This is a genomic window from Arcicella sp. BE140 (assembly GCF_031456255.1).
GTDB classification, from domain to species: Bacteria; Bacteroidota; Bacteroidia; order Cytophagales; family Spirosomataceae; genus Arcicella; species Arcicella aquatica.
In genome coordinates this window covers 15,902-42,093 of sequence record NZ_JAVDUE010000009.1, presented here as the reverse complement: position 1 = coordinate 42,093, position 26,192 = coordinate 15,902, and the positions used below count along the sequence as shown (strand labels likewise).

General features: G+C 35.4%; 23 protein-coding genes. 11 read left to right on the top strand and 12 right to left on the bottom strand.

Annotation, left to right across the window (positions count from 1 at the left end):
• The first annotated feature begins 113 nt into the window (after positions 1-113).
• A complete protein-coding gene (locus J2Y60_RS13715; protein WP_309918638.1) occupies positions 114-497 on the top strand; it encodes a DUF805 domain-containing protein in 384 nt (127 codons plus the stop codon).
• Positions 498-687: 190 nt separating this feature from the next.
• Here the strand turns inward: J2Y60_RS13715 and yidC are convergent, their stop codons facing one another.
• Both yidC and J2Y60_RS13705 read right to left on the bottom strand, forming a co-directional pair.
• The gene (yidC, locus tag J2Y60_RS13710) at positions 688-2,541 is read right to left on the bottom strand and encodes a membrane protein insertase YidC (protein ID WP_309918635.1); all 1,854 of its coding nucleotides are present in this window, start codon (positions 2,539-2,541) and stop codon (positions 688-690) included.
• 216 nt (positions 2,542-2,757) lie between these two features.
• Positions 2,758-4,410: a CTP synthase gene (locus J2Y60_RS13705; protein WP_309918633.1), complete on the bottom strand. Its 1,653-nt coding sequence runs from the start codon at positions 4,408-4,410 to the stop codon at positions 2,758-2,760.
• A 427-nt stretch (positions 4,411-4,837) separates the two neighbouring features.
• Between J2Y60_RS13705 and pgi the strand changes: the two genes are divergently transcribed.
• On the top strand, positions 4,838-6,484 hold the full coding sequence (pgi, locus tag J2Y60_RS13700) for a glucose-6-phosphate isomerase (RefSeq protein WP_309918630.1): 1,647 nt from the start codon (positions 4,838-4,840) through the stop codon (positions 6,482-6,484).
• A 142-nt stretch (positions 6,485-6,626) separates the two neighbouring features.
• On the opposite strand, the gene J2Y60_RS13695 is transcribed toward pgi, so the two are convergent.
• The 3 genes from J2Y60_RS13695 to hisS all read right to left on the bottom strand — a co-directional run bounded on the left by J2Y60_RS13695 (position 6,627) and on the right by hisS (position 11,006).
• Positions 6,627-8,024, bottom strand: a complete 1,398-nt coding sequence (locus tag J2Y60_RS13695; protein WP_309918628.1) for a TonB family protein — start codon at positions 8,022-8,024, stop codon at positions 6,627-6,629.
• Positions 8,025-8,131: 107 nt separating this feature from the next.
• A complete protein-coding gene (locus J2Y60_RS13690) occupies positions 8,132-9,523 on the bottom strand; it encodes an energy transducer TonB (RefSeq protein WP_309918625.1) in 1,392 nt (463 codons plus the stop codon).
• A 127-nt stretch (positions 9,524-9,650) separates the two neighbouring features.
• Positions 9,651-11,006, bottom strand: coding sequence for a histidine--tRNA ligase (gene hisS / locus J2Y60_RS13685; RefSeq protein WP_309918622.1), 1,356 nt, complete (start codon positions 11,004-11,006; stop codon positions 9,651-9,653).
• Between the two features lie 388 nt (positions 11,007-11,394).
• On the opposite strand from hisS, the gene J2Y60_RS13680 reads away from it, so the two are divergent.
• Positions 11,395-11,550 carry a hypothetical protein gene (locus J2Y60_RS13680; RefSeq protein WP_309918619.1) on the top strand — a complete coding sequence of 52 codons (156 nt, stop codon included), beginning with the start codon at positions 11,395-11,397 and terminating at the stop codon, positions 11,548-11,550.
• A gap of 59 nt (positions 11,551-11,609) precedes the next feature.
• Here the strand turns inward: J2Y60_RS13680 and J2Y60_RS13675 are convergent, their stop codons facing one another.
• Positions 11,610-12,005, bottom strand: coding sequence for a hypothetical protein (locus tag J2Y60_RS13675; RefSeq protein WP_309918615.1), 396 nt, complete (start codon positions 12,003-12,005; stop codon positions 11,610-11,612).
• A gap of 24 nt (positions 12,006-12,029) precedes the next feature.
• Positions 12,030-12,554, bottom strand: a complete 525-nt coding sequence (locus J2Y60_RS13670) for a hypothetical protein (RefSeq protein ID WP_309918613.1) — start codon at positions 12,552-12,554, stop codon at positions 12,030-12,032.
• A gap of 135 nt (positions 12,555-12,689) precedes the next feature.
• Between J2Y60_RS13670 and J2Y60_RS13665 the strand changes: the two genes are divergently transcribed.
• The 8 genes from J2Y60_RS13665 to J2Y60_RS13630 all read left to right on the top strand — a co-directional run bounded on the left by J2Y60_RS13665 (position 12,690) and on the right by J2Y60_RS13630 (position 20,214).
• Positions 12,690-13,457, top strand: a complete 768-nt coding sequence (locus J2Y60_RS13665) for a DUF1080 domain-containing protein (protein ID WP_309918610.1) — start codon at positions 12,690-12,692, stop codon at positions 13,455-13,457.
• A gap of 136 nt (positions 13,458-13,593) precedes the next feature.
• A complete protein-coding gene (locus tag J2Y60_RS13660) occupies positions 13,594-14,358 on the top strand; it encodes a class I SAM-dependent methyltransferase (RefSeq protein WP_309918607.1) in 765 nt (254 codons plus the stop codon).
• Positions 14,359-14,370: 12 nt separating this feature from the next.
• Positions 14,371-15,663 carry an aminopeptidase P family protein gene (locus J2Y60_RS13655; protein WP_309918604.1) on the top strand — a complete coding sequence of 431 codons (1,293 nt, stop codon included), beginning with the start codon at positions 14,371-14,373 and terminating at the stop codon, positions 15,661-15,663.
• Between the two features lie 182 nt (positions 15,664-15,845).
• Positions 15,846-16,946, top strand: a complete 1,101-nt coding sequence (locus J2Y60_RS13650) for a glycosyltransferase family 1 protein (RefSeq protein WP_309918601.1) — start codon at positions 15,846-15,848, stop codon at positions 16,944-16,946.
• Positions 16,947-16,963: 17 nt separating this feature from the next.
• Complete coding sequence (locus J2Y60_RS13645) at positions 16,964-18,157, top strand: glycosyltransferase (RefSeq protein ID WP_309918598.1); 1,194 nt, start codon at positions 16,964-16,966, stop codon at positions 18,155-18,157.
• A 40-nt stretch (positions 18,158-18,197) separates the two neighbouring features.
• Positions 18,198-18,779, top strand: coding sequence for a Crp/Fnr family transcriptional regulator (locus tag J2Y60_RS13640; RefSeq protein ID WP_309918594.1), 582 nt, complete (start codon positions 18,198-18,200; stop codon positions 18,777-18,779).
• Between the two features lie 89 nt (positions 18,780-18,868).
• Positions 18,869-19,759: an MBL fold metallo-hydrolase gene (locus J2Y60_RS13635; RefSeq protein ID WP_309918591.1), complete on the top strand. Its 891-nt coding sequence runs from the start codon at positions 18,869-18,871 to the stop codon at positions 19,757-19,759.
• A gap of 65 nt (positions 19,760-19,824) precedes the next feature.
• A complete protein-coding gene (locus tag J2Y60_RS13630; RefSeq protein WP_309918589.1) occupies positions 19,825-20,214 on the top strand; it encodes a nuclear transport factor 2 family protein in 390 nt (129 codons plus the stop codon).
• Between the two features lie 132 nt (positions 20,215-20,346).
• On the opposite strand, the gene J2Y60_RS13625 is transcribed toward J2Y60_RS13630, so the two are convergent.
• The 5 genes from J2Y60_RS13625 to J2Y60_RS13605 all read right to left on the bottom strand — a co-directional run bounded on the left by J2Y60_RS13625 (position 20,347) and on the right by J2Y60_RS13605 (position 26,158).
• Positions 20,347-21,048 carry a GH25 family lysozyme gene (locus J2Y60_RS13625; RefSeq protein ID WP_309918586.1) on the bottom strand — a complete coding sequence of 234 codons (702 nt, stop codon included), beginning with the start codon at positions 21,046-21,048 and terminating at the stop codon, positions 20,347-20,349.
• A 168-nt stretch (positions 21,049-21,216) separates the two neighbouring features.
• A complete protein-coding gene (locus J2Y60_RS13620) occupies positions 21,217-21,852 on the bottom strand; it encodes a peroxiredoxin (RefSeq protein ID WP_309918584.1) in 636 nt (211 codons plus the stop codon).
• Between the two features lie 303 nt (positions 21,853-22,155).
• Positions 22,156-22,695: an ATP-dependent protease subunit HslV gene (gene hslV / locus J2Y60_RS13615; RefSeq protein WP_309918581.1), complete on the bottom strand. Its 540-nt coding sequence runs from the start codon at positions 22,693-22,695 to the stop codon at positions 22,156-22,158.
• Positions 22,696-22,709: 14 nt separating this feature from the next.
• Positions 22,710-24,455, bottom strand: a complete 1,746-nt coding sequence (locus tag J2Y60_RS13610; protein ID WP_309918578.1) for a M14 family metallopeptidase — start codon at positions 24,453-24,455, stop codon at positions 22,710-22,712.
• 53 nt (positions 24,456-24,508) lie between these two features.
• Positions 24,509-26,158: a M14 family metallopeptidase gene (locus J2Y60_RS13605; protein WP_309918575.1), complete on the bottom strand. Its 1,650-nt coding sequence runs from the start codon at positions 26,156-26,158 to the stop codon at positions 24,509-24,511.
• Between the last annotated feature and the right edge of the window lie 34 nt (positions 26,159-26,192).

Sequence of the window (26,192 nt, the reverse complement as noted above, 5' to 3'; positions counted from 1 at the left end):
CATTTAGTATTACCAAATTTTATTATAAACTATGGAGACCAGAGACCATCATAAAACGGGGCGTAATCGAAAAGCCAAATGAGTAAAGAAAACACATAATCTATACTATTCAAATGAATTATTATTTACAAGTTTTACAAAACTACGCTACATTTAGAGGCAGAGCCAGAAGAAGTGAATACTGGTATTATTTTTTATTCAATATGCTATTTGCATTTGTTGCCGTTATTGTTGATAACGTTTTGGGTACAGCAAGCCCATTATTAGGATATGGACCAATTTATGGTTTGTATGCACTAGCGACCCTTATTCCAGGTTTAGCCGTATTATCACGGAGACTACACGATATTGGTAAAAGTGGCTGGTATTTCTTAATTGTATTGATCCCCTTTGCTGGAGTAATATGGTTACTCGTTCTATTGGTTACTGAAGGAGAACCTTTTGATAATCAATATGGCACTAATCCTAAGGCTGTAAATGATGAATTAATGTATTAAGTAGGTATTTTATCGATGCAATTTTGATAAAAATCACTCTATCAAAGGGGATTTCAACCATGATAAATTCCAGATTTAGCATCAAAAAAGCGGTCGGAAAACTAGTTTCTAACCGCTTTTTTAATTGATATATGTTAATGTTTAAGCAAACATTTCATTTATAGTTATGTTCCCAACAATAAGGCTATGCCTATTTCTTCTTTTTCTTAGGGTCAGCTTGCTGAGTTTTTTGTGTTTCTTCAACAGCCTTCATTTGCTTAGAAATGTATTCTGAGAAACGAGATTTCTTCACACCACCCGCTGCAATTTTCTTACGATTTTCTTCTAAAACTGCTTTGATTTTATCTTCATCTACAAACTTACGAATACCTATTTGTTGACCGATAGTCACTAAGTTAGAAACAAAATAATAGAAGCTCATACCAGCAGGCAACGAGTTCATCACGAACATGAATATTACTGGGGTAACATAAGCCATTTTCTTCATGTCAATCGGTTGTCCTGTTTGGTCGGGCGTATTTTGGTTGTTATAATAACCATAAGCAATACTTGAGAGCGTCATCAATAAGGTAAACAAACTGATGTGGTTACCATACAATGGAATACTGAACGGTAGAGTAGCGATAGAGTCAAAAGTAGAAAGGTCATTTGCCCATAAGAACGATTGCTGACGCAAGTTAATCAAGTTGGGGAACAACATAAATACCGCCATCAATACTGGCATCGTAGCTAAGACAGGAACACAGCCACTCAGCGGACTTACGCCTACTTCGCCATACAATTTCATTTGTGCTTGCTGTTGTGCCGCTGCATCATCTCCTACTTTCTCTTTGATAGCATTCAATTCTGGCTGTAAAATTCTCATTTTAGCCATGCTTACATACGACTTATAAGTAAGTGGTAATAACGCAAATTTGATGATTAATACTAACGCAATAATTAACAAACCGTAATTACTGAATACTGTTTCTAACACATTAAAAAGCGGAACGAATACATAACGTGTAATTGGCAAGAAAATATCATAACTCAATTTTACGTTTTTCCCGAAGCCCGGTGCTACATTTTTGATGATATTATAATCGTTAGGACCAAAATACCATTGATAATTTCCTTTGCCTGATTTTAAGTCTGCCAAATCCAAATCCATGTTAGCTCTCAATGTCTTGATATTAACTGAATCTGTTTCGTTAGCAGTAGCTACAATCTGTGCTTTTTGGATAGGTGCATTTTTAGTAATAAAGCCCGATAAGAAGTATTTTTTCTTGAATGAAACCCATTTCAAAGGCTTATCTAACGATTCTTCTTTTGAACCCGTTGGTGTTTCTGCCAATTGGTCAAAATCCTCATCTTCGTTCAATAAGTAATTGACAGTAGCTTTACGGTTTTCTGTTAAATCTTTCTCGGTTGGACGAACATTTTCAATCCAGTTTAATTTAGCTGATTCGTTTTTCAATAAACCATCCAACCCTTGTAGTTTCACATCTTGGTCTAACAAAAAGCCTTCTCCGCCTAGTGTATAAGTCTGTTCTATACTTTGTCCGCTTGCTAAGTTTAAAGTAAAGCTAACTTTTTGCGATTGTCCTTCTGCAACCACTCCACCTTTAGAAGCAGTAGTAAAGTACAATTTATTCAAATCAACATTTCCTTTCGTAGTAGGAAGATCAAAAGTTACTTTGTCAAAAGCCTCATCAAAAATTACAAGTGGTTCTTTTTTCTGGCTAGCAAATGAATTGTAAGTCTCGTAATTCTTTAATAATACTTGTTTTACTTTACCACCTAAAGTAGAGAACACTACTTTAATGTCTTTATTTTCTAAAACAAGTTCTTGTGCAGTACCTATGGCAGCCGATGCGAAATCGCCAGCGGCAACTTTTAAAGCAACTGAATCCACCGTTGCAACTTTATGTACAGTGGCAGTTTGGGCTACTTTAGCTTTCTCAGGTGCTTTTTCAGGTTCAACCTTAGGGGCTAGGAAAAACTGGTATCCCAGCAACATCGCCATTATCAACAACAGCCCCGTTACTTGATTTTTGTCCATCATTATTTTAGTAAATTTGTCTTTTTTTCGAGTTTTGTGCGGTTATACACTCATCGGTTATCTATTATTGTTGTCGGTTTTATTCTCTAAGTATTTATTTTCCTAAAAACCTGAACGAAATCTAAAAACTTTGCATCAAATAAAACCGCCAAAGCTTTTGACTTTAGCGGTGCAAAATTACGACTTATCTTTTATTAAATCATTTTAAATGATAAAAGGTTACTTAGAACTTCCTTTCATCAAAGGAATAGCATTCTTCAAAGCAGCTTTTACAAAGTGTACAAATAATGGAGCAGGGTTTGCTACATTCGATTTGTACTCTGGGTGAAACTGCACACCGATAAAGAATGGGTGGTCTTTTAATTCAACAATTTCCACTAAACCAGAATCTGGATTAATACCTGTTGGCACCATTCCTGCATTTTTAAAGCGCTCTAAATAAGCATTATTGAATTCATAACGGTGGCGGTGGCGCTCCTGAATGTTCAATTTGCCATATACATGATGTGCTAAAGAACCTTTTTCTAATTTACAAGAGTATGCACCTAAACGCATCGTTCCACCTTTGTTCGTAATAGATTTTTGTTCTTCCATCAAATCAATTACTGGGTATGGTGTTTCTTTGTTCATTTCAGACGAGTGAGCATCTTCTAGACCAACTACATTTCTAGCATATTCAATTACTGCACATTGCATCCCTAAACAAATACCAAAGAAAGGAATTTTGTTTTCACGAGCATATCTTACCGCATTGATTTTACCTTCGATACCTCTTTCGCCAAAGCCTGGGGCTACTAAAATACCATCAAGGCTTTCTAGTTTCTTGCGATAATCACCTTCCACTAAGTTTTCAGAAGAAATCCAAATTACATTTACCTTCGTTTCATTTACGGCTCCAGCATGAATCAATCCTTCTGAAATAGATTTATAAGAGTCTTTCAGTTCAACATATTTACCCACCAAACCGATGGTAACTTGTTCCGTTGGGTTTTTAAGTTTGCCTAAGAAATTCTTCCATTGTTCTAAGTCAGCGTCTTTGTCATTATAAATATCTAATTTATATAAAGCACGTTGATCTAGTTTCTCTTTACGCATCAACAAAGGCACATCATAAATCGTTTCTGCATCCATCGCTTCGATTACATCATTTGGCGAAACATTACAGAAAAGAGCGATTTTACGACGCATTTCCTGTGGAATTGGATGTTCTGTACGACAAACAATAATATCTGGCTGGATTCCATATTCAGACAAAGCACGTACTGAGTGTTGTGTCGGCTTAGTTTTCAATTCACCCGCAGCAGCGATATAAGGCACTAAGGTAAGGTGAATAAAAAGCGTATTTTTCTCTCCTAAATCCCATTTTAACTGACGAGCAGCCTCGATAAATGGTAGAGATTCGATATCACCCACACAGCCTCCTAATTCAGTAATGACAATATCATATTGTCCCGTAGCACCCAACAAAAGAATATTTTGTTTGATTTCGTCAGTGATATGCGGAACTACTTGAACAGTTTTTCCTAAATAATCACCACGACGTTCTTTTGTAATTACATTAAAATAAACCCTACCTGTGGTAATGTTATTCCCCTGTGAAGTAGGCACGCCCAAAAAACGCTCATAATGACCCAAATCAAGATCCGTTTCCGCTCCGTCGTTGGTTACATAACACTCACCATGCTCATAAGGGTTTAACGTTCCCGGATCAATATTGATATATGGATCCAATTTTTGGATAGTTACTGATAGCCCTCTAGCCTGTAATAATTTAGCTAATGATGAAGCAATAATTCCTTTTCCTAAAGATGAAGTTACACCGCCCGTAACGAAAATATATTTTGCGGTTTTAGGTTGCCCTTTACCTGACATTGTAATAAAATTGAAGTTTGAATTTTTCTAAGAGGATGTGCACAAAAATTGTACAGAGGAAGAATGGAGTTCCGCAACCCTTAGTTACGGGATACAAAGTTAGAGAATTTTCGGCGAAGTATTTCGTCTTTTTTTGAATAAAGACTTAACTCTTTTCTTAAACATCTTAACAACAGATTGATTAACAGCAAATTACATTTACAAATATTTAATAATTAAAATTAAAGCTTAACAAAAAGGCAATTTAGAGAATGTAATTCAGAGATGTAGCGACCATTATCAATAAAGTACTGTCATTTGATTTTTATGCTAACATTAATTATCTTCTTAACAAAATCCTAAAGGCTTTATCTCTACTAATTCAGCAGTCTTTTGTACTTTTGTGAGTATAACCAGAAATTATTACTTAAAAATAACAAAAGCAATTATGTTAAAATCTGTTCCTTTCGACCAAACTCATGCTTTTTCTTTACTGACAAAGCACAAATCTGAAATTGATACTACTTCTATAAAAGAACTCTTCGCAAATGATGCCGAACGTTTTGATAAATTCTCAATTCGTTTTGAAGACATTCTTGTGGATTATTCTAAAAACATACTCAACGAAAAAACAAAAGCTATCTTAGTGGCTTTGGCCAATGAATGTGAATTGGACGATGCCATCGAAAGAATGTTTACAGGCGATATGATTAACCAAACTGAAAAGCGTGCTGTATTGCACGTTGCCCTAAGAAACCGTTCTAATGCTCCCATTGGTGTAGATGGAAAGGAAATCATGCCTGATGTAAATGCTGTTTTAGAGAAGATGAAAGGTTTTTCTGAAAAAGTAATTTCTGGTGCTTGGAAAGGATATTCAGACGAAGCCATTACAGACGTGGTGAATATTGGTATTGGGGGTTCGGATTTAGGCCCAGTAATGGTTACAGAAGCCTTGAAGCCTTATAAAAATCATTTGAATTTACACTTTGTTTCTAACGTTGACGGTACGCATATCGCCGAAGTGTTGAAAAAAGTAAATCCAGCTACTACCCTTTTCTTGATTGCGTCTAAGACATTTACTACGCAAGAAACCATGGCTAATGCTCATTCGGCACGTAACTGGTTCTTGGAAAATGGTGGTTCGATTGAAGATGTAGCAAAACACTTTGTGGCCATTTCTACCAACGAAAAATCAGTAGTAGAATTTGGTATTGATGCTGATAATATGTTTGGTTTCTGGGATTGGGTTGGTGGACGTTACTCCCTATGGTCGGCTATTGGCTTATCAATCGTTTTATCAATTGGATTTGAAAACTTCGTTGAATTATTAGAGGGTGCTCATGCCATGGACAAGCACTTCCGTACAGCAGATTTCAGTGAAAACATTCCAGTAATTTTAGCTTTATTGGGAATTTGGTATAATAATTTCTTCGGAGCAGATACCCAAGCAATCCTTCCTTATGACCAATACATGCACCGTTTTGCGGCTTATTTCCAACAGGGAGATATGGAATCGAATGGGAAATATGTGGGGCGTGATGGTAAGGAGGTTTCATATCAAACAGGTCCAATCATTTGGGGAGAACCAGGCACGAATGGTCAACATGCTTTTTATCAATTGATTCACCAAGGCACAAAATTAGTTCCTTGCGACTTTTTAGCACCAGCTGTTTCTCATAACCCAATTGGTAATCATCATACATTGTTATTATCAAACTTCTTTGCACAAACAGAAGCTTTGATGAATGGTAAAACATTAGATGAAGTAGTTGCTGAATTTAAGAAAGCAGGGAAATCTGACGAAGAAATTGCTGAATTAGCACCCTTCAAAGTATTCAAAGGAAATCGCCCGACAAACTCTATTTTGTTCAAACAACTGACACCACGTACTTTGGGGAGTTTAGTAGCCATGTACGAACACAAAATCTTTGTACAAGGGGTAATCTGGAATATTTATAGCTTTGACCAGTGGGGTGTAGAATTAGGCAAGCAGTTGGCTAACAAAATTTTACCTGAGCTTACAAGTGAAGAGACTATCACTTCACACGATTCTTCAACCAATGCGTTGATTAATGCTTATAAGGCTTGGAGATAGGTTGTTGAAATCGACTATGATAAACCCACATGTATTTGATTCAAGCATTACATGTGGGTTTTTATTTTGGAGAATTACCCCCGCGCTAGAATATAATTAGAGAAAAGAATTAATTATTTTATCGTTAAATAGTAAATAATTTTCATTCAGCCAATTTAAAGTTGAATGGTAAAATAATCTGTGTGTTAGCTTCTTTACCTCTTACTTTCCCTGAAAGCCATTTCCCATTCATAAGTCGAATAATTCTCACGGCCTCTTGATCACAACCAAAACCAATGCCTTTTAATACATTATAGTCACACAAGGTTCCATCTGTACAAACAGTAAATTGAACATAAACTTTGCCTTGTACATTATTCCGTTGAGCACTGCCTGGATATTTCAGATTCAACTGTAAATGTCGAATAAAACCCGTAGTACCGCCACTATATTCGGCCTTCTCGATTGGATTCGTGTACTCATATTTATTTCCTTCTACCAAAGAAAAACCATTCAAACATTCCCCATCTTGATAATTCTCTTCAAATAAAATTTCGCCTAATGAATTTCGCCCTTTCCATTTACCGTGTTTAAAACCTCCTTTAATCGAACCAGAATAATGAATCAATCCATTTTTATCTCTTTTCGAGTATTCGTAGAAACCTTCTCCATCTTTAACCGTTTGTTTCCCTAATGAATCCCAAACCGAAATAAATCCCTCATAAGTTTCAGTTTTATCTTGAATATTAATTGAAATAGAAGCCATTAATCCGTTAGCATACCATTTTATTGTTTTTATACCTTCATTTTTGTCTTCTTTTATTCTACTACTAACACTCGCAATACTCCCACTTGGATAATATCTATATATTCTGTCATTGAGGTTTTTGTCCGCAAGTCTTCCGTTTTGATAAAAAGCTTGGGTAACTGATGGATAAATAAAATCAGAGTATGTATCTCTTCTATAAATCTTCATTAAATCTGTTGAAGACACCAATAATTCAGAACAATGGCTATCACATGTGTCTATGTAAAGTTTTACTATTTCAATTAATTCAGGATTTACATCTTTGTATATAAAATTTTCAACATATCCATTGATTTTTCCAGAGAGAGTATCTACCATATATCTCCTAGCATATTTAGGTTTTTCACTTCTTGAAACAGGCTTCTTTTCTTGATTAAAATATTCTACAATATAGTTTTTAACGAAAGATAAATGGGGCGAATTAATAAAAGGCACTTGTAAAACAATAGCTTTTTTAGCTCCTAATTTATCTAAAAGGTATTTAGGATTAATCAACTTCACCACTCTTAATGCCTCTGTATCACAGTCACTCCTTAAACTTTTCACTATTTCATATTTTGCGGGAAAATTGTTGTCTCCCATAGCAATACGAACCTCTACATCCCCCTGTACATTATCGAATTGTGCTAGAAAAGGAATCTGAACTGTGGCTTCAATAAATTGTTGAATTGGGTCAATTTCCTCTGATGTATTTTGTGCAAATGAAGTAAAAAAGAAGAGGGCAAAAATAATGCTTGTTAGCGTTGTTTTCATTTTAAGTGTGTTTGTATTGAGTTGTTAGAGCAATCTCCCAAAAATAGTAATATCCTTATAAAATAAAAGTTTCATTATAGAAAAAAGGCATTAATATCAAAACACAATCAATTGGCAATCAAATAATTAATAGGTAAAACAAACTTAGTTTTGGTGATTTTCCCCCTTATTTTTCCCGGTGCCCACTTACCGTTTGAAAGCTGAATAACTCTGATAGCCTCTTCATCACAGCCAAAACCAACGCTTTTTAACACATTGTAGTCACACAATGTACCATCGGTGCAAACCGTAAATTGTACATACACTTTGCCTTGTACATTCGCTCTTTGAGCAGCCGCTGGATATTTTAAATTCTTTTGAATATGTTTTGTAAAACTAGGAATACCTCCGATAAATTCAGCATTTATTTGAGGGTCTGCATACTCAAATGTTTGTCCGTTGGCAAAGGAAAAACCCTTGATACATTTCCCTTTTTCATAATTCTCCTCATAAACCACTTCCCCTCTCCTATTACCTATCCACTTCCCTTCTTTGAATCCATCTTGGATTAATCCAGCATGAATAAACAAATCATTACCGTCTTTTTCATAAAATTGACAATTGCCTATTCCATTTTTCACTAACTGATTTCCCAGCGTATCCCAAACAGCTATAAAACGCTCAGTAAGTCCTTTTTCATTCTCTGTTCTAATACTCATAGAAGCCAATAGCCCATTAGCGAACCATTTCATCGTTTCTGTCACCTGACTGTTTTCATCTTCAACTTTTTTACTAAAAGTAGCAATACTGCCATTGGTATAATAAGCATAACTTCTTTCATTAAAAGTTCTGTATGCTATCCTACCATTTTGATAAATAGCCTGATTGATTGTTGGAAAACTCACATTACTTAAGGCATTCCTTTTGTAAATCTTTAGTGTGTCAGTAGCTTTCTCAAACAATTCAGGCGAATATCTTTCTGTGCTGTCTATTTTAAGCGGAGCAACATCAACAAGTGTTAGATTTTTACCATCAAACTTAAAACATTCAGCCTTCCCAGTGATTATTCCAGAGAGCGTATCAACCAAGTATCTTCTTGCAAAGGCAGGTTCATTACCCCAGTATGGCTTTTTTGCTCTGTCAAAATACTCAATGAAGTATCCTTTTTCAAATAAAAGAGGGTATTCATTGATAAAAGGTACTTGCAGAATCATGACCTTCTTCGCTCCTAGTCTGTCCAAAAGGTATTTAGGATGAATCAACTTTATCACTCTTAAGGCTTCTGCATTGCAATCTTCTGTTAGATTCTGAACTATTTCATATTTTTTAGGCAAATTATCGTTACCCATTGTAATACGAACAGCCACGATTCCTTGTGTGTCAGCTAACCTTGCCTGAAAAGGAATTTGAACATTAACTTCAATAAATTTCTGAATGGGGTCTAATTCGCCAGATGAGTTTTGGGCAAAAGAACTAAAAACGAGGAATGTAAGAACGAGGCTTACAAATATTTTTTTCATTGTAGAGTGTTTTTGTATGATTTGGTTTAATAATTCCAAAAGTAAAAATATTAAGGAATAAATGATAGTAGAACTAAACGAAAAACGGCATTGACAAATATTAGATTCATCAATGCCGTTTTAAAACTTACTGTAATTTGGTGATTATCTCTTCAAAAGTGAGTTTTTCTTGCTCGCCTGTAATCATATTTTTCAGTGTCAATTTCCCTGTTTCCATCTCCTCTGAACCAATGATACAAACATATGAGATTCGCTTTTTATCGGCATAATCTAACTGCTTTTTGATTTTACTAATATCTGGATAAACCTCTGCATTAATACCTGCTAGTCTAGCTTTTTGTAATAATGGCAAAGCATAGTTTAATTCATTTGCCCCGAAATGGCACAATAATAATTTAGTGGTGACTGAATTATTGTCAGGGAATAAGTTCAATTCTTCTAATACATCGTAAATTCTATCTACGCCAAAAGAAATTCCAACGCCTGACAGACCATCTACACCAAAAGTTCCTGTTAGGTTATCATAGCGACCTCCACCTGAGATAGAACCCATTTGTACATCTAATGCTTTTACTTCAAAAATTGCTCCTGTATAATAGGATAGTCCACGGGCAAGGGTAATATCTAGTTCAATATTTTTTTCAGATTGCCCAAAAGATTTTAACAAATCCCATACAGCCCGTAATTCTTCTATTCCTTTTTTACCCGTTTCAGAATATTGGAGTAGTTCTGAAAGCTTAACAAATTTCTCTTGATTTGTCCCCGATATTTCAAAAACTGGGTCTAGTTTGGCTAAAGCATCTTCACTAAAACCTTTTTCGGCTAATTCTTCTAAAACTTTTTCTTTGCCTATTTTATCTAATTTATCAATTGCAACTGCTAAAGCTCCTTCCTGCCCTGCTGCACCAATAGCTTCCGAAAGGCCAGTAAGTACTTTACGGTTATTGATTTTTAAGGAAAAATTGATTCCGAGGCTTTTGAATACCTGATGAATCATTAAAACGATTTCGGCTTCACAAACCAAGGAATCAGTCCCTACTACATCTGCATCGCACTGATAAAATTCACGGTAGCGACCTCTTTGCGGACGGTCACCTCGCCAAACGGGTTGAATCTGATAACGTTTGAATGGCATAGCCAATTCGTTACGATTCATCACTACAAAACGTGCAAAAGGAACTGTTAAATCATATTTTAGGCCTTTTTCAGAAATCTTCAATGTCAATTTCTTAGCGCCTTCATCTAATTCTTTTTGTGTAATTTTTTCAGAAAAATTTCCTGAATTTAATATTTTAAATAATAATTGGTCTCCTTCCTCACCATACTTTCCCATTAATGAAGAAAGATTTTCCATAGCGGGCGTTTCGATAGGCTGAAAACCAAATTGTTGAAAAACGGCTTTAATGGTATCAAAAATATAATTACGTCGAACCATTTTCTCTGGTCCAAAATCTCGCGTACCTTTTACTAAACTTGGTTTCATGGAATAAAATTTGGGTTATAAACCCAAGAACGTGAAAATTGACAGGATTGTCTTGAACTGCAAAATTACAAAACCCACGAAGTATTTGGAAACTTCGTGGGTTTTATTTCTTCTTGGACTTCTTGGGATGAATGACTAGAAGACTTTAGGACTTTAGATGCTAGACACTAGATTTTAGATTTTTGGACCCTAGACACTAGATTTTAGACTTAAGATGTTAGCAATTAAAACAAATAGTAGAATTTTAGTCTCGAAAATCTAGACTTTTGCTTTAAGCTTACATCTCATTGCTCAAAGCTCACAGCTAAAATCATATTAATTGCCTATATGTTTGTTTAAAAAATATATTCTTCCTAATTTTGCACCTCAATTTAAAACTCTGTTCGCAATGGCTGTTACAAGACTAAAAAGAAAAGACAGAAGAAACAAGGCTATAGCCACTAACAAAATCAATGCAATTAAGCATTTGACTCAAACTCCAGAAATTAAATTGGTAGATATTGAGGCAATCAAAGCTGAGTTTGCTGCGAAGGCTGCGAAGTAATTTGTACAATTTCTTCTAAGAGATCTAAACCTCGTCAATACTGACGGGGTTTTCTTTTTTTATTCCTTTTTATCCTCTTTATTGTTTTTAGTTTTTTTATCTTCTTTGCCACGCAATACTTCTCCAAGATGATTCAACTTCTTAATTTGTTTGGTCATCTCTTTCTCTTGGCGACTAAAACGCTTGTTCATATCCATTAATACTCTGAAACGGATAGCTTGCCCTAGAAAGACCAATCCTATGCTTGTAATGATTAAGCCATACAATCCCCAAATAAACCATCTAAAAAAAACAACATTAGGTTCTGCTCTGATGGTTGAAGCAGTTCCTACCACAGAGATTCCAAAACTAAAAAGAAGTAAGCCAATAATAGCACACAAAATAAACTTAGTGCGCAAGGGCATTCTTTTCACTAATTTTTGACCGGGTGCTTTTTTAGGAATATCAGGTTTCATATTGGTTTTTTTTTAAATCGGAAATTATTGCCAACTGCTACCTATTAAGGTTTCAATTGTTTGAAATTCATCTTTTAAGTTATCAGGAATTGTATTTTTTGAATAAGTAAAGCCATGCTCTTGCCACAAAATTATTGTATAATTATCTGTCTGATATACTCCCTTTGTGCTATTTCTTAGAATGGCCACTTTGTCGGAAGGAAGTTTTTTTTCAACAGTCATCATAAAATAAGCCTTTGTTTTCATCATCAACACTTTCTTCTTGCCAACTGTTTTTGTCACAACGCTGGCTCTGGTATCAATACTTTTCAGGGCAGTTTGTGGCAAAAAAATATCATTATTTCTTTCAATATAGAAATTACTTCCGTTAGCACGCATTGTCCAGCCTTTAAGCAATTGGGTTTTAACAAGTTGAATTTTTTTATCTTTTAAGATAACATTCAAGTCTAGCCCTGTTTGTTTAGCTTTTTCTGCACTAGCTACATTCATAATAAGCATAAATCCACACAGAAAAGCTAATTTTATCCAATTTCTTTGAGTAATTTTCATAAATAAAGTATTAATTCGCAAGATATTCTTGAATATTGCATTATTGAGTAAATATTACTCAAAATTTATGCTAGCATAGCCAAAATACCTTATTTTACGCAAATTAAAATTAAAATAAACATAAACTATAATTCAATGACGATCAACAAGAAATTTATTTTGGGTTTAAGCCTTAGTTTGGCTGCTTATTCAATGAATTCTGCCAATGCACAAGATTTCCGTTTTACTCAAAAAAATCCAGATAAACCAGAAGCTACCGAGTTCTGGGATCCAGAAGTAAGAGTAGTTACGCCCGGAGCTGTTCCATCTGATGCGATAGTTTTATTTGATGGAAAAAATTTAGATAGTTGGGAATCAGCGAAAGACGGTTCAGCGGCTAAATGGGATGTAAAAGATGGTATTCTGACAGTTGCAAAAGGGACGGGTGGTATTTCAACAAAAAAACACTTTGGAGATTGCCAATTACACATCGAATGGCGTTCACCTATCGAACCTGAAACCTTGAAGGGTCAACAAAAAGGTAATAGCGGGGTTTTTCTGAATGGTATTTATGAAGTACAGGTGTTGAACTCGTATCAAAACCGTACTTACAGAAATGGTCAAGCAGGTTCTATTTACAAACAAACTCCTCCGCTAGTTAATGCTACTTCTAAAATGGGTGACTGGAATGTATATGACATTATCTATACAGCTCCTCGCTTTACAGCTAATGGTGGTATCGAAACGCCTGCGTATGTAACAGTTATTCACAACGGAGTAATTGTACAAAACCATACTAAAATCCAAGGTGCTACAAATTATATTGGACAGCCAACGAATCCTGTTCATGAAAAAGGCCCTATTTCTTTACAAGACCACGGTAACTTAGTAAGTTTCCGCAATATTTGGATTAGAGAAATATAGTATTCAATGCTTCTTAGCTTTTGTTAATTAGAAATTGGGAATGATTTTTTACCTTTGTGTGAACAATCATTCCTTTTTTTATTTTATCACATATATTCATTCAAAACGAGCGTTATAAACCGTTTTAAGATTAATTATGAAATCAATTATTAGCTGGACACTCAGAAACATTCCACGTAAATACCTGCAATTAGTTTCTCACTTAGTGATGAAAATCTACGCTATCTTTTTAAGAGGCACTAGAGTAACCTGTCCAGTTTGTAGATCAAAATTCTCAAAATTTGTACCCTATGGGCGTTTAGAACCTCGAGACAATGCTTTATGCCCGAACTGTCTGGCTTTAGAACGCCACCGTTTGATGTATATGTATTTACAGCAAAAGACTAATTTCTTTACTAATAAATTAAAGGTATTACACGTTGCCCCAGAGTATTGTTTCATCGATCGTTTTGAGAAAATGAAAAATCTGGACTATATCACTGCTGATATTGAATCGCCATTAGCAAAAGTAAAAATGGATTTACACCATATTCCATTTGAAGATAATACTTTTGATGTAGTATTCTGTAATCACGTACTTGAACATGTAAATGATGATATTCAATGTATGCGTGAGATGAGAAGAGTATTAAAACCTACGGGGTGGGCAATCATGCAATCTCCACAAGATTGGAGCTTAGCCACTACCTTTGAAGACAAAACAATTACTGACCCTAAAGAACGTGAACGTTTGTTTAAGCAAGACGACCATTTCAGAATTTACGGAAGAGATTATAACAAACGTTTGGAACAAGGTGGCTGGAAAGTAACCGAAGATAAATTCGGTATTAATATGCCACCAGACCAAATCAAACGTTTTGCTTTGCCTAAAGATGAAATCATTTACCTGTGCCAGAAATAACACTCTTTTTATATGAAATACTTACCCATCAACAACTCGCTTTTCATTGAAAATCGTCAACGCTTAGCGCAACTTTTAAAACCTAAATCTATAGCTATTTTAAATTCCAACGACCCAATGCCTACCAATGCAGACGGAACGATGGGATTTCAACAAAACTCTGATTTGTTCTACCTTTCTGGGATTGATCAAGAAGAAACTATCCTTTTATTGTTTCCAGATAGCCCAAATCCTGCTCATAAAGAAATATTATTCTTGAGGGAAACTTCTGAATTGATTGCCATCTGGGAAGGTTATAAATATACCAAAGAGCATGCACAAGAGGTTTCGGGCATAAAAAGCATTTATTGGATGAGCCAATTTGATGCTGTTTTAACAACCTTGGTTTTTGAAGCTGAACATCTCTATCTGAATTCAAACGAACATATTCGTAACCATTCAGTAGTACAAACACGTGATGCAAAGTTTATCCTTTGGGCTAAAGAGCATTTTCCTTTGCATAAATTTGAACGACTTGCTCCGCTGATGCACCAATTAAGGGTCATTAAAAATCCCATTGAAATTGAACAGTTGAGCGAAGCCATGCGTATTACAGAATTAGGATTCAGAAGACTCCTAAATTTTGTAAAGCCCAATGTTACTGAATATGAAATTGAAGCAGAACTGTTGCACGAATTCGTGAGAAATCGTTCCAAAGGTTTTGCTTATCAGCCTATTATTGCTTCGGGGGCTAATGCTTGTGTATTGCATTATATTGAAAACAGTCGCCCATGTCTTGATGGTGATGTTATTCTATTGGATGTAGCGGCTGAGTACGGAAATTATAATGCTGATTTAACAAGAACGATTCCTGTAAATGGTAAATTTACGCCTCGCCAACGTCAAGTATATGATGCTGTGTTAAGGGCTTTTAAATATGCAAAATCTATTTTGGTAGTAGGCAATTTATGGGATGAATATCAGCAAGCTGTTGAGAAATTTATCGAAGAAGAGCTAATTGGTTTAGGTTTGTTTACGCGCGAAGACGTAGAGAAACAAAATCCTGAATCACCACTATTCAAAAAGTATTTCATGCACGGTGTTTCGCATCATTTAGGACTTGATGTTCATGATGTTTGGAACAAATATCGTCGTTTTGAAGCTGGAATGGTCTTTACAATAGAGCCTGGTATTTATATCCGTGAAGAAGGATTGGGTATTCGTTTAGAAAACAATATCCTGATTACTGAAGATGGCAACATTGATTTAATGGCAAATATTCCGATTGAAGCCGATGAAATTGAGGCTTTGATGAGTCAGCTTTGAGCAAACAGCTTTGAGTAGTGAGCTATTAGATTTGAGCAGAGTAGATAGCTTTTAGCAAATAGTTTTGAGCTACAAGATTTGAGAAATGAGAATTGGTTGAGATGAGTTCTGTTTGTGATTTGAGAAGTAATGCTACTCAAAATTCACTCAATCACAACTCACTCAATCACTACTAAATAAATATGAAAATACTATACGATCATCAGGCATTTACGGGACAAAGATATGGAGGGGTGGCGCGCTATTTTCATGATTTGATGGAGTCGCTAGTAGACATGGGTGTTGGTGTAAAACTATCCTTACCCTTTTCAAACAATGAATATTTAAAAAATAGTTCTGTTCGTCGTCCAAATGAATTTAGGCATATTTTTGGTTTTATGCCAACCAATATGCTAGTGTCGAGAACAAACCGTTTGAATAGTATTGTTCAACTACAAAAAGGTCAATTTGACGTTTTTCATCCTACTTTTTTTCATAATTATTACTTAAATCATCTCAAGAAGAAGCCTTTTGTGCTTACCTATCACGACTGTATTAAAGAGCGTTTTAATTTGAATCATATCGATAATGCTAGTCATGCTCAAAAACAAGAACTACTGAACAAGGCCGCAAAAATTATCGCTATTTCTGAAAATACTAAAGCGGATTTATTAGAGTTTTACCAAATAAAACCCGAAAAAATTGAGGTAATTTACCATTCTTCTTCTTTCAGAAATCATCAATTACCAGTTGGTTTTCAAGTAAAAACACCTGAGAAATACTTGCTTTACGTAGGTGCACGCAACGATTATAAAAATTTTACTGGCTTTGTAACATCTATTGCTTCTGTATTACATCAATATCCCGATATACAGTTACTTTGTGCAGGCGGAGGTGATTTTAACAAAACAGAGCATGAATTAATTGATAGCTTAAATTTACAAACACAAGTAAAGCATTTTCATTTTCAGAGCGACGATACCTTATTTTACTTGTACCAAAATGCCATAGCTTTTGTATATCCCTCTTTATACGAAGGTTTTGGAATACCAATTCTTGAAGCTTTTGCCTGTGGTTGTCCAGTAGTATTAAGTAATACATCATGCTTTCCTGAGGTGGCTCAAGATGCCGCTTTATACTTCAATCCTAATGACAAAGAAGATATTGCCGATAAAATCACACAAATCATCGAAGATAAATTTCTTAGAAAAAGCTTGATTGAAAAAGGCTTTAATCGTCAACAAAACTTCTCGGCAGAAAAAACCGCGACCCAAACACTAAATGTTTACAAAAGCATTTTGTAATACTTACTTATTAACTTATGAGTTTTCAAAAAACTGTTTTAATCTTTGAACCTGATGCTAGCGGGCATCATCCAGGCTATTTATATCATTTGCTTTTACATTTTTTGACCGAGCAATATGATTTTCAGTTAGCGGTTTTGGTGAATCCAGATTTTTTTGAAAAACATCCGACAATCATTCAAAATACTACATCCGATAATATCAAGTGGATGAGTACTTCTAAGGAGACTTTTAACAATTGGCAAGAGGCTAAAAGTAATGTTATCAAACGAGCCAAATTGGAATGGGCTATTTGTTCTGAGTACGCTAAAGCACTACAAGCTAAGTCTATCTTTATGATGTATTTTGACCATTTTCAACTAGCTTGTTTTACAGAACCAACTCCTCCTTGTCCAATTTCAGGGATATTCTTTCGCCCAACATTGGTTAATTACCCAGCCTATTCTATCAAAGAAAAAATTAATTATTGGCGTAAATATTTACTATTAAGAGGGATTACTCATCGTAAGTTTTTAAATACGTTATTTTGTCTAGACCCTTTTGCGGTTGAATTTATTCAAAACAATTGGCAAACGTATAAAGTGAAATTTTTGCCAGACCCTGTCCAGATTTATCCAAGTATCCAACCTGCAATTACCTTAAAAAATGAATTAGGAATCTCTCCTGAAAAAACGGTATTCTTGATTTTTGGCCATTTAGATGATAGAAAAGGCATAGCGAAGGTAATGGATACCCTAACCCAGCTTTCGGATGAAAAAGCCAAAGACGTTTGTTTATTGGTTGTTGGTCCTTGGAATATAAATGAGAAATTGGTTTTTGAAGAAAAGCTTGCCAAACTAGTCCAAAAAAAAACGGTACAAGTGGTGACTCACAACGATTTTGTGGCAGATGAAAATATTCAATCTTTTTTTGAAGTAGCAGATTATGTATTGGCTCTCTACCAAAAACATATTGGAATGAGTGCCATTATGGTAAGAGCTGCTAGTGCTCAGAAGCCTTTAATTACTTATAACTACGGCTTAATGGGCAAAATTACGGCTGAAAAACAATTGGGTTTAATTATTGACGAAGCTATTGAAGACGACCTTTTAGTAAAGCTTGAAACACTTCTGGCAACCAAGCAGGTCATTGGTAATCATCAACAAATGAAAGAATTCGCCCATTTGAACCAAGCCAAAAATTATGCGAAGACTATTCTTGATAGTTTTTAAGTTGCAACAAATTTATACAGCATCATAATAGACTCTCAAGATGAAAAATCTCCTCGAACAAAATATATCCAAACATATCTCTCTTGAAGATGATGAAATGGAAGAATTCTGCAATTTGTTTCAATACAAAAGCATTAAGAAAAAAAGTTTTTTATTGAGGAAAGACGAAGTTTGCAAGTTTGAAGGCTTCGTTGTCAAAGGGCTTTTTCGCGTATATCATATTGACCAAGACGGAGTTGAACAAATACTCTATTTCGCCTTTGAGAATTGGTGGATTACCGATATTGATAGTTTTACGAATGATAAACCATCACAACTTTTTATAGAAGCTATCGAAGATAGCGAAGTACTGCTAATTTCAAAAAAAGATAAAGAATTTGCTTATGTCAATTTACCCAAAATAGAAAAATTATTTAGGGTAATGACTCAAAAAACGCATGTTGCCCTTCAAAGAAGGATGATAGATAATCTGAGCAAAACTGCTGAAATACGTTATCTGGAATTTTCTGAAAAATACCCACAACTTATCCAACGCCTTTCTAATCTGCAAATTGCTGCCTATTTGGGCATTACTAATGTCTTTTTGAGCAATATCCGAAAGAAAATTTCTTTAAAAAAATAGCTTGTCTCCCTCCTTTATTAAACTACTTTAAAGTTTTTGTGCTTTGCTTGCTCCCATCTTTGCATCATCAATTTAAAACAACAGCAAAGATGAAAAACCTTATTTCAACAATATTATTAACAATCTTAATTTTATTCAAAATGGACGGACAAGCACAAAGTTTCAAAACGATTGAAACAAGCAATTTTAAACTTGAGGTTTATAATGCCTCAGAAAACAGTTTTGGGGTAGCATCAGTAATTGTATCAGGAAAAACGGATGCCGTATTAATTGATGCACAATTTACCTTAGCAGATGCCGAAAAGGTAGCACAGGAAATCAAAAAATCAGGTAAAAAACTAACGACTATTTATGTTTCGCACACCGACCCTGATTTTTATTTTGGCTTGGAAGTTTTCAAAAAATATTTTCCTGATGTTACTGCTTATGCTTCGCCAGCAACCGTTGAATCTATCAAGGCTACAGCACAGAAAAAATTAGACATTTGGGGCGGAAGATTAGGCAAAGCCATTACATCAAATGTTGTTTTACCGCAAGTTTTAAAAGGAAATAGTATTGAACTGGAGGGTCAAAAATTAGAAATTGTAGGTTTAGAAGAATTTCCTTCAAAAACTTTCGTCTGGATTCCGTCCATTAAGGCAGTTGTAGGAGGTATCAATGTTTTTGGAACGACTTTTAATCTTTGGATGGCAGATGCCCAAACAACAGACGCTCGCAAAAACTGGATAAATGTTTTAGATAAAATTGAAGCTTTAAAACCAACAATAGTGATTCCTGCACATGCAAATGCTAATTCTCCATTTGATATTTCAGCAGTAAATCACACCAAAAGTTATATCCAGTTTTATGAAGAGGCTTTGAAAACAAACAAAACTTCGGAAGATTTAATTAAAGCCCTCAAAGAAAAATATCCAACTCTTACTTTTGACATTGCTTTGCAAATAGGAGCAAAAGTGAACACTGGAGAAATGAAATGGTAAAATTAATCACATTCAACTTGGCAATGTTTCTGGCATTGTCAAGTTGCTCTTTAAAAAAGAAGGAAATGACAAATCTTGAGATTATTAAAAGCACTTACGAAGGAAAAACGTCGGAAGAAAACGGAAAAAATTTAGCCAAATACGTAGCTGAAGATATATCTTGGACAGAAGCCAAGGGATTTCCTTATGCAGGCACTTATATCGGTTTAGAAAGTGTTACTAAGAATGTTTTTAGCCGATTAGGAGGCGAATGGATAAATTATAAGTTCACTCCCGAAGACTATGTTGCTAGTGATGATAAAGTAGTAGCCTACGGTACCTATACTGGTACATACAAAATAACAGGTAAATATTTTGAAGCGAGGGTTGCTCATATCTGGAAACTGAAAGAAGGAAAGATTATAAAATTTGAGCAGTTTGTAGATAGTCAGCCTGTAAATAATGCCATGAGGTAAGAACTATCTAATAACCTTAAATTTGTCTGAATTAGGATTTATTGGATTATTGTGGCTACCACTACGGGATCGGATATGATTCTGTTTCCCACTAATAATCTCAATCCTAAAATCAGTATCATAAATAAACTATCATAAACACAAGGCTTCTAAATCTTCGCGATTACCTAGAAACACGTTAAAGTCAACCGTACCTTTTACACCCTCGCACCAACCACGCTGATTGTGTTGCCAAAACCATAAATTTGAATTATACCCTTTTAATATTTCCCTTGAATAATCAGCAATCCAAAGCGGATATTCATCAAAATTTCCTTTGATAAACTTCTTGTAAAAGTTGGGGTTAGTATAAATAATCGGTTTTTTGTGATAATGATTTTCTACAATATCTAACCAAGTTTGAATCTCACTAATAATTTGCTTGTCGGGCTTCAAAGAGTTTTGTTCAATATCTAACACAGGAGCTAAATCTCCCTCCTCTAAATCTACAGAATTAATAAAATTTTTCGCCTGACCAACGGGCTCACGCCAAGTAATAAAAAAATGATAAGCTCCTCTTTTTAAACCACTCTTTTTTACTTGTTCCCAGTTTCTTTCAAACTGACGGTCGGCATGGCTCATTCCTTCCGTAGCTTTTAGAAAACAGAAACCAAGTTTTAAATTCTCATCCGAGAATTTCATTTTCTTTACTTCCTTCCAATTCACCACGCCATTATGATGTGACACATCGATACCATGAATTTTGTAACGTAAAGGCACTGTAATCCCTAATTTAGAGACTTTCGTCCATTCGTTAGGGTTTGGGCGAAGATTGATATAGATAACAAAAGACAAAAAGAGCAATAGGATAGAAATAAGTACAATCCTGACAAATCGAGGGAGTAATCGGAAGCGCTTTTTGAGTAGTTTTAAAGAATTCATATTACAAAAATACAAAAAGGCAAGAAAGATATTTCATCTTCTTGCCTTTTCTATGCAATGATTTAAAAAATCATTGAACGATTATTTGTTTGGCTGAGGCGTTGTTCTCAAATATGGCTTAACAATCGTAAAACCTTTAGGGAATTTTGCCGCTGCATCTTCAGTTTTTACTGCTGGTGTAATGATAACATCTTCACCATCTTTCCAGTCTGCTGGAGTAGCTACTTGGTAATTAGCCGTTAATTGTAGCGAGTCGATTACTCTTAACAATTCTTGGAAATTACGTCCTGTAGAAGCAGGATACGTCAATGTCAACTTGATTTTTTTATCTGGCCCAATGATAAATACCGAACGAACTGTCGCTTTTTCAGAAGCATTTGGGTGAATCATATCATATAACGTAGCAACGTTACGGTCTGAATCAGCAATGATTGGGAAATTCACTTTCACACCATTTACTTCTTCAATATCTGGTACCCATTTATTATGTGAGTCTAAATCATCTACTGAAACAGCGATTACTTTAACTCCTTTTTTCTCGAATTCACCTTTCAATAAAGCCGTTTTTCCTAATTCAGTTGTACAAACTGGTGTAAAGTCAGCAGGGTGGCTAAAAAGTAAAGCCCATGAGTCACCAATCCATTCATGAAAATTAATTGTTCCTTGAGTTGTTTCCGCTGTAAAGTCGGGTGCAATATCTCCTAATCTTAATGACATAGTTTTATTCAATTTAAAGTTTTCTAAATACTTACTCTATTGGAATACAAGATTAATAAAAAAATAGTTTCAAGATACAGGTTAATTGATTTTTTTTATGGCTGTTTTATTATGCTGTAGGCAGTAGGCTTTCGGATGTCTGATATCGTCAAAAAATGAATCAGCGTAAATCAGCGTATCCAATCAGCGAAAATCTGCGGGTTAAAAACGTTATTTTACCCGCAGATTTATGGAGATTTAATTCGCTGATTTTGCAGATTTTTTAAAGTCGCAAACAAAAGCCTATTGCTTACAGCCTAGAGCCTAAACTGGCTTCTCAATAATAAAATTATGATTTGTGTAAATACAAATATCTGCTGCGATGGTTAAACCTTCACGGACGATTTCCTCTGCACTTAGATGAGCCGCGTGTTTACGCATTGCCAAAGCTGCTGAAAGGGCATAATTACTTCCAGAACCAATAGCAGCGATACCATTCTCAGGTTCTAGTACATCGCCAGTTCCTGAAATAATCAAAGTTTCTTCTTTATTGGCAACAATCATCATGGCTTCTAGTTTCCGTAAATAGCGGTCAGTACGCCAATCTTTGGCTAATTCTATACTTGCACGCTTCATATTGCCACCATAAGCATTTAGCTTTTCTTCAAAACGCTCAAGTAATGAAAAAGCATCAGCCGTTGAACCTGCAAAACCTGTTACAATTTTTCCATCCAACATTTTTCTGATTTTGCGCACATGATTTTTGGCAACGGTATTTCCCATTGTCGCTTGTCCGTCTGCACCAATTGCTACTTCGCCATTATGCACCACCGCCAGAACGGTTGTAGATCTAATTTTTTCCATTGTAGGTAATTATGTTATAAGGTCTTAGAAACAAGCCCTCCTTTCTTACTATCGATTTCAACCGTAAATTTATTACTTTTACCTTTAACAATCCAACGTACTTTTACAGTACCCATTCCCGGAATGCTCGGAACCGATATCGTCTGTGGATTATTTAGCTGTTCTTTCGTAAGATTAGTATCTTCGTTTTCAACAATCATTCCAGCCACAACAGTTGCATCTTTTAACGTAATAAAATCAGGACGTTCAATTTTATACTTTATATCATGTGCCGAATGGGTTGGAATTACTTTCTCGTTGACAATAATTGCCGTTACTTCTGTTAAACCACCAGCCAACGCTTTTTGCTTAATTTCTAATACATCCAGTTTAGGCATTTGCGAAGCATGCAAAATAGTAAAGGCCATATTTCGATGAGCGTCTTCTTCCAATAAGAAACCTGGATGTGCCCTTACATAGTTTTTCTTTGAACCTCCAATTTCAATATCTCCATACTGTGGATGTTTAAAAGGTTTCCACGCTACGTAGGCATCCCCAAATAGCATCAGGCGACTAAATTCTTCAAATTCATTATTTTGAAAACGTCCTTCCTCACCTACTTTATTGAACAATTTATAAGATGTCATCAATTCAGTTGAGAACGTAAAAATACCTCTTCCTAAAGCAAACCAATCTATTTCGCCCCCATAAACCGTGTATAAATCTTTATAAATGACAAAGTATTTATAGCCAGGATTCATCTTTTCGCCAATTTTCCCGAAATAATCATACACTGATGCATCCTGAGTAGTATAAAATGGGGCATCTTCTTCTGCACCCGGTCCACGTAAAAACATCCCTCCATTGTTATGATAGCTCTGTGCTCCTGCAATGTTTGGGTGGTTCATGATAAAGTTTTTGATACTTTGCGTTTCTGGTAAAGTACCCGGATAGAACAATGCCCCACGTTGAACATAATCAGGTTGCCAGTTCCAAGCCCAGTCGCGATTAGGGTCATAATATCCCAATACATCTTCGTTAATTAAACCATCTCCATCATTGTCAATTCCTTCATATCCTAGCATTTCATATTCGCCTTTTTCATCTGCTTTTACAGGAACCATTCTTTGCGGATTTTCAGGGTCTACCTTCCAACGACCTGTTGCAGAACGTCTTCTCATCATTACAATGTTTCCGTCGCCGTCTAAATCATCATATTTATCCTCATCGGCTTGTCCGTCGCCATCATCATCCATCGCCATCATCCCCGACCGTGGCGAATTGGCATTGTTAGGATTTTTCAAGAAATCCTCACGGGCATCAGGATTAATAGTCGGCGTAATATAGAATACTTTGTCTTGTAATAGCTGTTTGATAAAGGCTACATTGGCAAAATTTTCAACTAAATACCAAGCTGTATACATGGCCACTTCGGTACCTTGAATTTCATTCGAGTGAATATTGCCATCAATATAAAAACCCGGTTTACGGCTTACATTGCCAGTTTTAGTATCACTAATCGTTAGTACCCACATGTCTCTGCCTTGAAAAGACTTACCCATCGATTCTACTTTTACTAAATCTGGATATGCCTTGGCTAAATCCTGACAAAACTTAGTAATCATCGCATAGTCATTGTAATGATTCCAAGCCATTTTTACTTTTGGGTTCGCTGGCGAGCCTATTGCTCTTAAACCAGTTAGGTCGTCATTTTGAATTTTTTCTTGTGAAAAAGCACTAAACGAGCAGGTTAAAAGGACTAAAAAGATATATTTTTTCATTGGATTTGATTCAAATTAATAGTTAACATCTATCAGCTTTAATATTCATTTGGTTATTTTAAGCTAACATTTACAGTTTTTACGCCTGTGGTTGGGCAACCAGCTTCAATATTTACTGAGCCATTACCACTGATTAACCAAGAATATTCTTGAGTTTCACCTGCTCCTAAAGCACTTCTTAGATTTATTTTCTTCCCTGAAACGATGGCTTGATTTCCTGTTAGTTTCAATTCTGTTTTTACTTTTTGCACCCAACGAACTTTGTCACCTATTTCTGCATAAGTTGGTAATAAACCTGTATTGATTACTTTAATAGTTACCCTAGTTAATCCTGTTGAAACAGCCTCAGCATTTACATCTACAATTTGTATTTCTGGCATTTGCATTGCCAAAGCTGTTACAAACTTTACGTGTTTATTAGCAGATTCTGTCAGGAAACTTACAGGTGGATTCAGCTTTGCATAAGGTGCAATCCCTCCCACTTCTACATTTTTGTTAGCAAAGTCAGGATGTTTTATCGACTGCCAATTCACAAATACGTCCGTTAATTTTTGTGCATCTGCCCATTTTAAATATTTTACATCCTCATTATCCGAAGTTTTGCTAGGAGTAGCTACTTCTTTTTTAGTACTATCTTTGGGAGCTTGTATTTTAGGTGTCCACCAGCCCGGACTTGTAAAACTAAATCTACCTACATGGAAATAAGCAGTTTGTGACAAGTTGCCTTTGGTCTGTGGCAAAACAGGAGCATCTTTCAAGCCTGTTTGAGTATTGTATAGTTTAGCAATTTGTTCGCCTACAGTAGCATCTTTTTCTAATATTCCAGTAATGATTCTTTTGGCTGTTTTGCTTCTGTCAAATTTTGGAGCTTCAGTTAAGTTGTTAGCAGGGCCAAAAGTCAATACTGCAAAAACATTAGTGGCTTTGTACAAGAAACTCAATAAAGCTTTGGTTTCTGATTCTGATGCAGCAAAATCGCCAGAGCCAGCCGTAAAAATTGGATAGTCGTAGGTCATATTTTTATCAATGTTTACTCCTCCTACGCCATCTTCATTAAATGTACCGTCTTTATCATTATCCGTGCCTTCTGTTAGTAATAAATACTTCCCTTTTTCTCCTTTGGCTGGGTCTGCTTTTATCAATACTCTTGGGTCTTCTTTACTTACAATAAAAGTCCCCGTTGGGTCTTCTACACGAATCTGAGTGATGATACCATCACCATTCAAATCTTCAAAAGGGTCTTCATTCAAATAACCGTCGCGGTCATCATCTGTTTGTGTATCATTCCCTCCTCTTTCAAATTTCGTTTTCGCAAAAAATTGCTCTTGTGCATCAGGGTTTACACTCGGGATAAAGTAAAACGTTTTTGTATCTAACAATTTCGCTATTGAGTCTCCGCTTGCACTCGCTAGTTTTTCAGCCATTTGAATGGCTAATTCTGTACCTGCTAAGTGTGTTCCATCTACGCCTGCAATAATAGCGATTGCTGGTTTAGTCGAGGTGTTTCCTTTTCCAAGGGTTAAAGCCCAAATGTCTCGATTGCCTTTGCTTTTACCAATTGATTGAATAGTAACGCTAGAGGAAAACTTTGAACTTAATGCTTTGAGTCTAGAAGAAAGCTGTGTGTGATTTTGGTAAGTGTTTTGGGCCATAGTCCATAATGAAACCGACAATAAACCCGATAAGAGAAATAGTTTTTTCATATTTAGTTATGAAGTTTGTTTGAAATGTAATTTA